The organism is Pseudobutyrivibrio ruminis HUN009, assembly GCF_000703005.1.
In the GTDB taxonomy this organism is placed as follows: domain Bacteria; phylum Bacillota; class Clostridia; order Lachnospirales; family Lachnospiraceae; genus Pseudobutyrivibrio; species Pseudobutyrivibrio ruminis_A.
Genome location: NZ_JNLH01000001.1, coordinates 1,457,093 through 1,471,181, shown reverse-complemented (window position 1 = coordinate 1,471,181; position 14,089 = coordinate 1,457,093). Strand labels below are relative to the sequence as shown.

General features: G+C 40.0%; 10 protein-coding genes. All 10 read right to left on the bottom strand.

Annotation, left to right across the window (positions count from 1 at the left end; genetic code table 11):
- Positions 1–14: 14 nt before the first annotated feature.
- Positions 15–1,184: a multiple monosaccharide ABC transporter permease gene (gene mmsB, locus BO15_RS0106685; protein ID WP_033153481.1), complete on the bottom strand. Its 1,170-nt coding sequence runs from the start codon at positions 1,182–1,184 to the stop codon at positions 15–17.
- 14 nt (positions 1,185–1,198) lie between these two features.
- Positions 1,199–2,704 (bottom strand): multiple monosaccharide ABC transporter ATP-binding protein, encoded by a 1,506-nt coding sequence (gene mmsA / locus BO15_RS0106680; protein WP_420329329.1) that lies wholly within the window; start codon positions 2,702–2,704, stop codon positions 1,199–1,201.
- Between the two features lie 119 nt (positions 2,705–2,823).
- On the bottom strand, positions 2,824–3,957 hold the full coding sequence (gene chvE / locus BO15_RS0106675; protein WP_033153469.1) for a multiple monosaccharide ABC transporter substrate-binding protein: 1,134 nt from the start codon (positions 3,955–3,957) through the stop codon (positions 2,824–2,826).
- Between the two features lie 171 nt (positions 3,958–4,128).
- Positions 4,129–5,166 (bottom strand): sugar ABC transporter substrate-binding protein, encoded by a 1,038-nt coding sequence (locus BO15_RS0106670; RefSeq protein WP_033154744.1) that lies wholly within the window; start codon positions 5,164–5,166, stop codon positions 4,129–4,131.
- A 33-nt stretch (positions 5,167–5,199) separates the two neighbouring features.
- Entirely contained in the window at positions 5,200–6,792 is a 1,593-nt protein-coding gene (locus BO15_RS0106665) for a response regulator (RefSeq protein ID WP_033153467.1), read from the bottom strand.
- 5 nt (positions 6,793–6,797) lie between these two features.
- Entirely contained in the window at positions 6,798–8,288 is a 1,491-nt protein-coding gene (locus tag BO15_RS0106660; protein WP_033153465.1) for a sensor histidine kinase, read from the bottom strand.
- Complete coding sequence (locus BO15_RS0106655) at positions 8,281–9,327, bottom strand: sugar ABC transporter substrate-binding protein (RefSeq protein ID WP_033153462.1); 1,047 nt, start codon at positions 9,325–9,327, stop codon at positions 8,281–8,283. The genes BO15_RS0106660 and BO15_RS0106655 overlap by 8 nt, the downstream gene beginning before the upstream one ends.
- A gap of 42 nt (positions 9,328–9,369) precedes the next feature.
- The gene (locus BO15_RS13145) at positions 9,370–10,380 is read right to left on the bottom strand and encodes a hypothetical protein (RefSeq protein WP_052169811.1); all 1,011 of its coding nucleotides are present in this window, start codon (positions 10,378–10,380) and stop codon (positions 9,370–9,372) included.
- 129 nt (positions 10,381–10,509) lie between these two features.
- Positions 10,510–11,379, bottom strand: a complete 870-nt coding sequence (locus BO15_RS13140; RefSeq protein ID WP_052169810.1) for a CPBP family intramembrane glutamic endopeptidase — start codon at positions 11,377–11,379, stop codon at positions 10,510–10,512.
- 26 nt (positions 11,380–11,405) lie between these two features.
- A complete protein-coding gene (locus BO15_RS0106640) occupies positions 11,406–13,862 on the bottom strand; it encodes a glycogen/starch/alpha-glucan phosphorylase (RefSeq protein WP_033153459.1) in 2,457 nt (818 codons plus the stop codon).
- Between the last annotated feature and the right edge of the window lie 227 nt (positions 13,863–14,089).

Below are 14,089 nucleotides of genomic sequence, written 5' to 3'. Positions count from 1 at the left end.
TCGCTCCTCCCTTCCTACTTTTTCTCTCTCTTAGACATAACATCAAAGATAACCGCTGCAAGAAGTACTAAACCTTTAACAACCTTCTGATAGTTTGCATCAACACCCATGATTAACATACCCTGGTTGATAACACCCATCAAAAGAGCACCAATGATTGCGCCGAATACTGAACCTGTTCCGCCGTATGCAGATGCACCACCGATGAAGCAAGCACCGATTGCATCCATTTCGTAGAACTGACCGTATGTTGGCTGTGCAGAAGCTGCACGTGCAACTGTAAGGATACCAGCGAAAGCTGCTAAGAATCCCATGTTTGTGTAAGCGAAGAAGTAAACCTTCTTTGTGTTGATACCTGAAAGCTGTGTAGCTTTTTCGTTACCACCTACTGCATATAAGTAACGTCCGATTGTTGTCTTTGTTGTGATGTAGTTGTAAACAAGGACAATAAGGATAATCCATAACAATGATGTAGGAATTCCTTTGTAACCAGCAAGCTTATATGCTAAGAATAAAATTACAAGTGAAAGAATAACAAGCTTTGCATAGAAGCTGGCTGCACTTGTTGTAACGTAGCCTTTTCTAGTAGCTGATATTCTGTTTTTAATTGAGATTAATACATAAACTGTAACTGCAATAACGCCTGCAAGTAAACATGTAATGTTTAATGTTTCTCCATGGAAGAAATCTGGAATGTAGCAATCAGCACCACCACCAAATACATTAAGGAATGTTGTATTTGAAATAGAAACTGCATAACCATTTAATACTACATTTGATAAACCTCTGAAGGCATACATACCAGCAAGTGTTGCGATGAATGGTGGTACGTTTATATATGCTACCCAGAATGCCTGCCATGCACCAACTAAAACACCAACAAGGAGCATTACAAGAACTGCGAACCATACATTCATTCCCTTGCTCATCATTACTGCTCCAATACCACCTACGAAGCAGACAACTGAACCAACAGAAAGATCGATGTTACCACCAGTTAAGATACAAAGTAACATACCAGTTGCTAACACAAATACGTATGCGTTCTGTGAAAGCAAGTTGTTTACGTTCTGAGACAGAAGAATTGTTCCGCCTGTTCCAACGTAGAAGATTCCTATAATAATCACCAGGGCGATAACCATGGTGTATTTTTTTAATGCGTCTTTAATATTAACTGAGACCATGTTTTCTCTCCCTTCTATGACTTCAAGATGCAAGACATAATGCTTTCCTGTGAAGCTTCTGATCCTGCCATTTCGCCAACTATTTTACCTTCGTTCATAACGTATATACGGTCTGACATACCAAGTACTTCTGGAAGCTCTGATGAAATCATTATTACTGATTTTCCTGCTGCAACCAAATCATTGATGATGCAGTAGATTTCGTACTTAGCACCAACGTCAATACCACGTGTAGGCTCATCAAGAATAAGTACATCTGGATCTGCAAACATCCATTTAGCAAGAAGAACCTTCTGCTGGTTACCACCTGAAAGGTTTCCAACGTTCTGCTCAACTGTAGGACATTTTGTCTTCAGCTTATCTCTGTACTCCTCTGCTACCTGATACTCTTTATCCTGATCGATAACACGTTTTGAGCAAAGTGATGAAAGGTTTGAAAGAGTTGTGTTAATCTTGATTGGATTTGTAAGAACAAGTCCATTTCCCTTTCTATCTTCTGTTACATATGCAATCTTATGCTTGATTGCATCTTTGATATTCTTTAAATGAACTTCTTCACCGTTTAAGAAAAGCTGACCTGAAATGTTAGTTCCATAAGCCTTTCCGAAGATACTCATTGCAAGTTCTGTACGTCCTGCACCCATAAGACCTGCGATACCAACTACTTCGCCTTTACGGATATACATTGATACCCCATCAACAACCTTACGCTCTGAAAACTGTGGATGGTATACTGTCCAATCCTTTACTTCCATAGCGATATCGCCGATTTCTACACCATGGCGTTTAGGGAAACGGTCTGTCATTTCACGACCAACCATGCCTTTAATGATTCTATCTTCTGAAATATCATCTACACTCTTATCAAGAGTTTCGATTGTGGAACCATCACGGATAACAGTAATCTTATCTGCTACATAAGAAACTTCATTAAGCTTGTGAGAAATGATAATAGATGTCATTCCTTCCTGCTTGAATTTAAGAAGTAAATCAAGAAGTGCTCTTGAATCTGTTTCGTTAAGTGATGATGTTGGCTCATCAAGAATGAGGAGCTTAGCATTCTTTGCTAATGCCTTTGCAATTTCAACAAGCTGCTGTTTACCAACACCTATATCTTTGATTAAAGTACGGCTGCTTTCTGATAAACCAACCATCTTTAAATATTTGTCTGCTTCTGCGTATGTTTTGTCCCAATCAATAGCTGCCTTGCTTCCCTGTTCATTTCCAAGGAACATATTCTCACCTATAGACATATAAGGGATTAATGCCAATTCCTGGTGAATGATAACGATTCCTTTTTCCTCAGAATCCTTGATTTTCTGGAACTGACAAACTTCACCATTGTATACGATGTCTCCAGTGTAAGATCCATATGGATAAATACCACTTAAAACGTTCATAAGAGTAGATTTTCCAGCACCATTCTCTCCTACAAGAGCATGAATTTCGCCTTCCTCTACCTTTAAGTTTACGTTATCAAGGGCTTTTACTCCTGGGAACTCTTTGGTGATTGATTTCATCTCAAGTATTGTTTTTCCCACTTAAGTCTCCCTCCTTAAAATAACTTTTATTTTCTTAAAAACATTCTCTTCTCTAAAATAGGGCAGGTTTCCCTGCCCTAAAAGCATTACTTTTTTAATTACTGTAACTGATCCTCAGTATAATATCCTGAGTCGATAAGTAACTCTTTGTAGTTGTCCTTATCAGCGAATACTGGCTCGCAAAGGTATGAAGGAATAACACCTGTACCATTGTCATATGTCTCAGTATCGTTAACATCAACTGTCTCACCGCTGAGAATCTGACCTACCATCTTAACAACCTGTGAAGCAAGTGTACGTGTATCCTTGAATACTGACATAGACTGCTTTCCAGCGATCATGTTCTTTGTGTTCTCAATATCGCAATCCTGACCTGTGATGATTGGATATTCACCCTTGTAGTTTGCTGCAAGTGCGTTCTCAACACCAAGTGCTGTAGAATCGTTAGAGCAGAGGCAAACATCAAGATCTTCGTTAGCGTAGTTAGAAGAAAGAATTGTCTCCATACGTGACTGAGCTGTTTCTGTAGCCCATGCTGGAGTAGCAACTTCTGCGAAATCTACCTGACCAGACTTAACAACAAGTGTACCATCATCGATGTATGGCTTAAGAAGATCCATAGCACCATCATAGAAGAAACCAGCATTGTTATCACCTGGGTCACCAGCTGTGATTTCCATTGTGAATGTATCTGATGTGTTCTCAAGATCAAGCTGATCAATGATGTACTGACCCTGAACCTGACCTACTTTGTAGTTATCGAATGTTGCATAGTATGAAACTGCATCTGAGTTCATAATCAAACGGTCATATGCGATAACTGGAATGTTCTTCTCAGCTGCCATATCCATAGCTTCACCAAGTGATGAACCTTCGATAGCTGCAACTACAAGAACGTTACATCCTGAGTTGATCATGTTTTCAATCTGTGAAACCTGAGTCTGAACATCGTTTGAAGCGTACTGAAGGTCTACTTCGTAGCCAGCTGCTTCAAGCTCTGACTGCATGTTAGCACCATCCTGATTCCATCTCTGGAGATCCTTTGTAGGCATTGCAACACCAACCTTTGTTCCTGTTGCTGCTGAAGCGCCATCATCTGTTGCCTCTGTAGTTGTAGCTGTATCCCCACCAGCTGCACCTGTGTCTGTTGTCTCTGTGCTAGTACCGCAACCTACAAACATTGAAGCTGCAAGAGCACCTGTCAAAAGTACACTTAATAACTTTCTCTTCATTCTTTGAAAACCTCCCTTTCATTTAGGTTTGTTTGTTACTATAGTTACGATACCATGAAGATGTCTGAAAATGGTTGTCACTTTCTTCACATTTTTGTCTAACTTTGTTCACACAATATAAAATGACTAGCACTTTTTTGTGCTAGTCATTTTTTGTCATGCAAAAATTTGCTATTCATTTTCATCAGATTCATTAGAGACATTCATGTAAACATCCTCTTTTGAGTGGAATCCGCTGTCTATAATCACTTCATCAATATTGTCTCTGGTCACTGCCACTGGCTCTGTAGCCACATAAGGGATGTCGTACTGCCCGTCACTTATTGTGGAATTCACATCAATATCTTCTCCACTGGCAAGCTGTACAGAAAGCTGAGCCGCCTGCTCGGCCAATTTGCTCACAGGCTTAAACACTGTCATAAGCTGTGTTCCTTCTACAACATGCTGACAAGCTGGTAAATCTGCATCCTGCCCTACCACCGGCTTTACCCCGGCAAGCTGGCATACCGCCAGCGCTCTGATTACAGATGTGGCTACATCGTCATTGCCACACATTATGGCGTCCGCTTCTTTTATAGTGTCTAAATTGTCGTAAACGTAGGCGCCACCTAACTCAGCCTTCCAGCCCTCACAATAATATGTGTCCAGGATTTCGATATCGTTTTCATTCATAACTGAATAGAATCCGTCGTTTACCATAGGCACGTTACCGTCTGTAAGTGGTCCACAAATCATTACAACACTCTTGGCTCCGGAATTTGCCAAAGCCTCCCCAAGCATTTGGCCTACCATATTGTTATCGAATGATATGTAAAGGTCTGTATCTGCATTTGGAATTATTCTGTCGTAGCAAACTACCGCAATATCTTTTTCTTTGGCGGTTTTGATTACATCTGTAAGGGCCTCTCCATCTACTGGAATTATAACCAGGCAATCCACTCCCTTATCAATCAGATATGTAATCTGCTCGATTTGTTTTTCCACATCACCGTTTGCATTCTGAACATTAACCGTCGCCCCTAAAGATGATGCTGTATCCACAAACACATCTCTATCCTTCTCCCAGCGCTCGATTACAAATGAATCAAAACATAAACCAATTTCAATACTGTCTTCCTTATTAGAAGAAGTATTAGCGCTATCTGCAGAACTACTAGCGCATCCTGAAAGCATCGCAAGGGATAGTGTCATCACCACTATCTTTTTCATATATCCTTTCATTCTTATTCACCCCAACAATTATTAGTTACATTTTGCGTAGTCCGTAGGTGTCTTTCCAGTATACTTTTTGAAGTTACGTGAAAAGTAGTTTGGATCCGGATATCCTACCTCCGCTGAAATCTCCTTCATAGACTTGCTTGTTGTCTTAAGCAGTTTTTTGGCTGCCTCGATACGTAGCTTTGTCAAATAGTCGATGAAGTTCTCACCTGTCTCCTCTTTAAAAACCTTTGAAAAATAATATGAACTGATATTAACCATTCGAGATATATCATCGAGAGTTAATTCCTTCATGTAGTTTTCATCTATGTATTGCCTTGCTTTATTAACAACACTCATGGACTGCTCTTCCTGCTTGTTTGCCACCCAAACAGCAGCAGCCTTCATCTTTTCAATAAACCAATGCTTTACTTCGTTTAATCCCCCAAGATTCAATAGCTCTGACAAATAATTTGCCCTGCTTTTAAACTCATATACACGGGCTGTCTTTTCATAAGAAAGATGCTCCGCCCATAGTACAAACTCCAAGCATTTCAAGCGTACACTGTCGTTATCATTTGCGTAGTTTTCTTCCATCCACTCGAAGAAGGCCTGGGATAGTGCCACCGTTTCATTTACATTTCCAAGGGATATTTCATTAAACAAGCGCTTTTCCAAATCCATTGGATAGCTTTCCTCGTACTGGCAAGCCACCGGCATATCATCTACGTGAGCTACATGGCTAGTGGTTGCTATCAGTACTGAGTTTGCTTCCTCGTAGGATTCTGCCATTCTGTCTAGTGGCTTTACCGAACCAAATCCAATTCGAAAATCCATATCGAATCTATCTGAAAGCTTTCGACATAGTGCTCTTGCACTTTCCACCACATTATTTCTTTCGTTATATGGCAATGTGCTACTGTCTGTTGGAATCAGGATTGGTATCTTATTTGACATTACCGCTCCCATAATTCCTTTTATATAGTCCTCTGTTATGGTGTGAATCTCTCGATATGATTTCTGGGCTTGGATAGAAACTGCTACAGCGCTGGTCATGTAGTTTCCCACCATCTCTCTACCAAATACCATGCAGGCCATGTATCCATATTCTGAATCGATTCCAAGCAAAGTTTTGTAGTTATCAATATCCTCTTTAAAGTATTCCTTAAAAAGTAAATCCTGAATCAATCCGTTTTCAATTATAGGTACGACAGTTTCAAGCTTTTCTCTAACTCGAAGGTCGTTGCTTCGCTTTGCTCGTTCACCATCAATTTGCCCCATGGCTTTGTTTAAAATGGTGATGATTCCATCTCTACTGACCGGCTTGTTTAGGTAATCCAAAACCCCCAGGGAAATCGCTTCCTTTGCATAATCGAATTTGTCATAAGCTGTCATAACTATAAATACGATATGATTGTTAGTCTTTCGTATTTCTCGCATGGCTTCGATACCATTAATGCCCGGCATCTGAATATCCATAAAGGCTATGTCTGGCTGATACTCCTCTGCAAGCTCTATAACCTGTCTACCGGTTTTGGCTGTTCGAATATCGCACTTGCTTCCATACTCCTTTTCTATTATGAATTTCAATGAATCGATGACTATTCCCTCGTCATCCGCCAACATTATTTTGTACATTACATTTATTCCTTCTCATAATCCTTCTTTGGAAGATAAAGAATTGTCTCCGTTCCCATCTTTTCTCCCTCAGATATAATATCTAACACATCCTCACTTTCGTAGAAGATGTTAAGACGCTCAATGCAGTTGTTTAATCCCACACCATTGGATGTGGATTTAGCAGGATTGCTCTTGTATGTGCCATCCAAAACCTGCTCAATTTTTTCCTGTGTCATGCCAATGCCATTGTCTTTGATGCTGACACATATATAATCACCCAGTTCATACACAGAAAGCTTGATTTTCTTCGTCCAATCAATATTTCTAAGGCCATAGTTGATACTGTTTTCAACAATAGGCTGTAGTATCATACTAGGAATCTTTACTCCAAGAAGTGACTCATCAATCTCCTTTGTAAACTGGATTTCCCCTGCGAATCTTACATTTATGATGTAAATGTAAATATCTACCAGCTCAATTTCCTCCCTCAAAGACACAACATCCTTGTTTTTTTTGATGTTGTATCTAAAGAAATCTGCCACTCTTTGAATGTAATTGCTGGTCCTGTCTGCCCCCTCCATCATGGCAAGCTGGGCACCAGCATTTAAAGTATTAAACAAAAAATGGGGATTAATCTGGGCCTGCAAGTATCGAAGCTCTGCATCCTTAATATGGTTTTCCATTATCAGCTCGTTTTCTTTAAGCCTTCGCTCCACTTCCATAGATTCACGAAGCTTTTCGATATAGTTCTTTATGGACACAACCATTTTGTTGAAGGCTTTTGTTACCACACCAACCTCATCATTGCTTTTAACAGGCAGAAGCTCTACATTGAAGTCTCCCTGCGACACGCTGTTGGCTGTGGCAGCCAACTTTATAAGTGGATCCGCAATAGTTGATGCGATAAGTACTACGAAAAACAGATTAGCTATACCAATTATTACAAGTGTTAAAATATTCAGCTCTTCAAGTGTTTGAAGGGCGGTCATCATAGCTCCATAGGATTTAGAGTTGTTGATGAACTGCTGATTGTTGAGGTTGGTAATGCTGGTATCTATATAGCCATATGTTCTGGCAGCCTCCTCGTAGATACTCTTATACTTTTCTACATTACCACCGCGTTTGCTTTCAACTGCCTGATTTGTAAGCTCCAGGTAGTTTTCCGACATATTTTTGATATTTCGCTCTAGGACTCTATTTTCATTATCATCCTTATTGTCATCCAAATTATCTACTAAATCAGAATACTCTTCTTCGTAAATATAGTACTGCTCCAAAGCATCACTTGTTTTGGTGTTCAGGTAGCCAGCTGTTGCATTCTGTAGCTTGTCCAAGCTCTCACTTAAATTATTCAGAGTATTATTGCTGGCGTAAATAGCATCCAGGGAATTCAGCATCTGAGCAGTACCTAAGTAAAGCATCATATTTACAAGAAACAGCAATACTGTAGGTATACAAAATGACATAATCATCTTTTGTCTAAGGGAGATAGTTTTTCGCTTAATTTTACTCATTTTCCACCTCCTCCATCGCCTGTTCGATGTTGGTGGCGTCGATTACATTTGCATCAACACTAATGTAATCAGATACATAACCTGCATCCCTATATTCGATAAATGCTTCCGCCGCAGATACACCTACACTCTGTGCATCCACATATACTGTGCTAAGAATTACCCCCTGTTTGATTCCAGTAAGAATTGTAGGTGAAACATTGCTTCCTAAAAGCATTATCTGGCCAACCTTATTGTAGTCAATCATAGCCTGATAGAAGCTTTCGGTGGATTCCTGGTCAAGACAGATTACAACTGGTGCCAAATCATTTTCCTTAAAGAGATTTTGGATATACTCCTCATTAGCAAATGCATCCTTGCTTTCAACAGTGCGCACTTCAAAATCCAGATTTCCATTTGGCAGTTCGCGGCCGTCCAAGGCTGACTGCATATTATTAACAAAGGCGCTCGCCTCTGTAGGATTGACTGTGTTTCCAGCCAGAACCATTACCTTCTTTTGCTTTGTCAGATTTTCTATCAAAGACTCTCCGTATAAGCTGGCGATGGTATAGCTATTAGCTCCTATATAGCTGACGCGATTTGCCATATCTATATCTGATTCTAATGTGAATACTGGAATATCTGCATGCTTTGCCTTTGCCACCATTTCGGCAGTCTCTGGGGAATCGTCTCCCTCTAAAAGAATAGCATCGCAATTTGATTCAATTGCCATTTCCATATACTCTGCTTTGGAATATGATTTGTCGATACTGGTAGAAAGCATATCTACATACACACCCTCTTCAGCGCCATATTCCTTGGCAGATTTATATACATCCTGCCAAAAGTCCGATGAATCATTTGAAGAAATCATAATCACATAGGAATCATACTGCTCGTACTCAGCCTCAGCCAGCAATTCCTTGGCTTCATCCATACGTTGCTGATAGATTCCTATACTGATAACCGTAGCTATAAACATAAAAGCAACAGCACAACCTGCTGCAATAGCAAGTGCACTGTTGCTCTTTAATCTTCTTTTGCCCCCGAATAATTTCATATCATTAAACCCACCTAAAATACTTAGGTCAATTATAGCAGATTAGGTGGCAAAATCAACGTGAGAAACTCCTCCGGCATGGCCATCTGACTCATGTAAAAAGATACCTGTCTCACGCATGGCAGCCATTGCTTTGTGCTCATCATCATGCTGTACAAAATCTGTTCTTACACGGCCAAGATATATAGCTCCCACATCAGACTGTTTTAATGTGTAAAGCTCCATATCTCCTTTCTCGTTCATGGTCCAAACTCTAAGCTTTTCAAAGATACTGTCGTTCTCATCAATCCATCCGTTACAATCCTCGTCAAATATTTCAAGTTCCTTAAAGCCGTCTCCTGTTATGGCACCAAATAGCTCTTTTCCGTCATTGATTTCTCCATCCTCATTTCTATCAAGTGCTAAGAAACCAGAACCAGCATCCAACTGATGAAGATTGTCTTTTTCCCCATCTCCATCCAAATCAAAATAGAATGGTTGATCAGATACCTTCGTTGGATTGTCATTAAGATTGACCACCAATGGGTCAATATATCTTACGAAGTTTTCCTCAACAGATTTAAACTCCTCCTTAAATGATTCTGACATTGCAAAACCATAATTAAAATTCAGATGCCTTCCATCTGCAGTAACTGCAGTACCTACAGCTGAGTAAGCCAGCTCTTGGCTTTCACTGTATTCGTAGTTGATTGTGGTTGTTTGATAATATCCCTCATTGCTTTTAAAGATTTCCTGCAGAATGTTTTTAAACTCAGAATTATCGTCAAATATCTTGCTCATCAGTATAGCTCTGAGCAAATAATGCATTGTCTGCATTCTAGTTTGCATGTTTGCAGCCACCGATTCCACAGAAGATTTTTCTCCTGCTTCCTGAACTTCCCCACTCTGGTTCAGCTCATAGTTTAGAGATGAGAGAAAGCCTTCTCCATCATCTTCTAGCACCACGTTTCCCAGTTTGATAGCTGGCTTAATGGTATTTTCGTACTCCACCTTCGTTGTTGCCACGAAAGTACTTTGTGCGGCCATTTTGACCTCAGAATTTTGAATTACCATGCTCTTTCCTCCTATAAATGAAACATAATTTATAAAGGGAAAGTCCGTTTTCCTTATCACAGTTTCTAGTAAAAAGAAAAACCAGGAAGGCGTGCCTTCCTGGTCCTGTGATTATTATCGTCCGTGTAATTATATATCGGCTGTAAACTCATTTTCCTTAACAGATGAAGCCCCTTTTCTGAGAAGAATTATTGAAACGTAAGTAACAACAAGGGAACCCAGCATCCACAAGAAGAATCCGATAACTGTATCGCCACCGTATGGCAAGAAATCTGAGCCATAGGTGCCAATCAAGTTGAATATCATATGGATAATAATTGTAACAAATATATTGTTGTATAAGTGCATTACATAGCCCATTCCAAGTCCAAGGACAAATGCATAGCAGCCTTGGATTGCATTCATATGGAAGGCACCAAAGAGGATTGCCTGTACAACTATTGCAAGATAGTATGGCATAACCTTTTTAGCTGCACTAAGTGTAACACCTCTAAAAATAAGCTCCTCGCATATTGGTGCAAGAATAACTGCATATATGCCCATTATAACCGTAAGGCTATCATCCAAACCAGCTGTCTCCATAAGCTCTTCATATTCCTCGAGCCATGATGGAAATGCACTAGCTAATGCTGATGTAAGGTACATGCTAACGTATTGCATGCCTAAGCAAAAGAGCAACACACCTGCTATTGTAGCTGGAACATTCTTCGATACCTCTGATAGCTTAGTATGCTTATCATCACTAAATATCTTCTTCTGCACGAATGTAAAAATAATGATTCCAGCAACAGCATATATGATATAAAGAACATTTGCTCCATCCGAAAGCATAGCATCTACAAGGGCGTTAACAAGCTCATCGTAGGTATTACCTTTAAATGTCGCAAGCACATAAGCAACGATAGCTTGAATTACGAATAAGCTGGCTCCAACCTGCAAAACAAATGCAAGAATACATGGAATAAATATCCAAGGTATATATTTTCTTTTGTCATTCATAGTCTGTAAACATTCCTTCTAGGCACTTATTTTAAATCAAGCTTATCCAAGTGCCAAATATCATCTACATACTCCTGGATTGTTCTATCAGATGAGAACTTGCCAACATGCGCTACGTTTTCAAGTGCCATCTTTGCCCATTTATATTTATCCTTGTAAGCCTCCTGAATCTTTTCATGAGTCTCACAGTAAGATGCAAAATCCTCTAGTACAAAGTATGTATCAGCCTTGGCTGTACACTGTGTGTTTAAAAGAGAATTGTAAAGTGGGCGGAACAATTCTGGATTATCAATACTGTAATTGCCATTTACAAGCTGCTGCAATACCTTTTGAATGTGATGATTTCCGTTCATAACATCTACTGGATTGTAGTCGTTATTCTTTTCGTGAGCAATTACCTCATCTGAGCTCATGCCGAAGATGAAAATATTCTCTCCTCCTAGCTCCTGATACATCTCTACATTAGCACCATCCATAGTACCGATTGTAACGGCACCATTAAGCATGAACTTCATGTTTCCAGTACCAGATGCTTCCTTTGAAGCTGTAGAAATCTGTTCTGAAACATCTGCTGCTGCAAATATCCATTCAGCATTTGATACACGATAATCTTCAATAAAGACAACCTTGATTTTGTCATCGATTGATTTATCGTTGTTGATTACCGCTGCTACATTGTTTATCAGCTTGATGATAAGCTTTGCATTTTCATAACCTGCAGAAGCCTTAGCACCAAAGATAAATGTAGTTGGATAGAAGTCCATCTCTGGATTTTCCTTAATCTGATTGTAGAGATACATTACATGAAGAATATTCAATAGCTGACGCTTGTATTCATGTAATCTCTTAACCTGGACATCAAAAATCGAATTAGGATCAACTTCGATTCCATTGTGTTCTAATATATATTTAGCCAGACGTTTTTTGTTATCGAGCTTGATGTCCATAAACTCGTCAAGAGATTTCTTGTCATCAACAAAGCTCTCTAACTTCTTCATCTGGGATAAATCTGTAATCCATCCACGACCAATTTTTTTGATTACCCAGTCTGAAAGCTTGTAATTACCATGCATCAAGAAACGACGCTGAGTAATACCATTGGTCTTGTTGTTGAATTTCTCTGGATACATTTCGTAGAAATCGTGAAGAGAAACATTCTTCAGGATTTCTGTATGAAGAGCTGCAACACCATTAACACTGTAGCTTGCGGCGATTGCCATGTGAGCCATCTTGACCTGATCATCTGCAAGGATAGCCATGCGATGAACTCTCTCCTCGTCACCTGGGAACTTAGCTCTAATTTCGTCACAGAATCTACGGTTGATTTCCTCAACGATCATAAAGACACGTGGAAGCAATCTCTTGAAGATATCCTGTGGCCATTTTTCAAGAGCCTCTGACATGATGGTGTGGTTTGTGTAAGCAACACAATGTGTTGTAATCTCCCAAGCCTCATCCCAGCCTAAGCCATGCACATCCATAAGAATACGCATAAGCTCCGCAACTGTCAGTGTTGGGTGAGTATCATTCATCTGGAATACAACCTTTTCAGGAAGCTTCTTGATATCCTTGTGATAGCGCAAATACTTTGCAAGAGCTCTCTGAATAGATGCAGATACAAAGAAGTACTGCTGCTTCAATCGAAGCTCCTTACCCTGAATATGATTGTCGTTTGGATAAAGAACCTCAGTAAGGTTTCTTGCAAGGTTCATATCCTCAACTGCTCTGTTATAGTCACCCTTTTCAAATGAGTCTAATCTAAACACTTCCTTTGGTTTGGCATCCCAAATCATAAGCGTGTTTACCATACCATTATCAAAACCAGTGACAGGCAAATCGTAAGGTGTAGCTATTACTGCGTTATACCCTTCATGAATATACTTTGTTGTGCCATCTGGCTGACTATCATAGCGAACCCATCCGCCAAATCTAACTTCAAATTCATACTCGGTACGCTGAAGCTCAAATGGATATCTAGTCTGAAGCCAATTATCTGGAACTTCCTTCTGATAACCATCCTCAATCTTCTGCTTGAACATACCATAATGATATCTAATACCGCAGCCATAAGCCGGATACTGTAAAGTTGCAAGAGAATCAAGGAAACATGCAGCAAGTCGACCAAGACCACCATTTCCAAGTGCTGGATCTGGCTCCTGGTCTTCTACTTCATTTATATCAACCCCTAATTCATCAAGGGCATCCATAACCTCTGTATATCCACGCATATTAATCATGTTGTTTCCAAGAAGTCGACCAATTAGAAACTCCATAGACATGTAATATACGCACTTAGGATCCTGCTTCACAAATTCCTTTTGAGTTGTGAGCCAATTATCAATTACCACGTCGTTGACAACTTCAGCGCAAGCTCTATAAATCTCCTCCTTAGTTGCCATCTCAAAGTCCTTACGAAACATGGTCTTGACGCGGTCTACTATCTCATGCTCAATCTCTCTTGTGCTTGGCATCTGTCTCTTCATATCTCAAAACCCCTCCTATTGGCAATCCGTATAAGCTGACCACAGCACTCCGTGCTCCCGCAGGCCACCTTCCATACCTTCGCTAGGCAACTTTCCGCTCGCTTTGCTTCGCGGCGCCCTCCTAGCTAGGCATGGAGCCTTCCTGCTCGCGCTTACCTAAGTTGTGCACAGCTTATACTTAGTTACAATACAGTTGCAATAGTTCGTAGACATCAAGCTATTATATT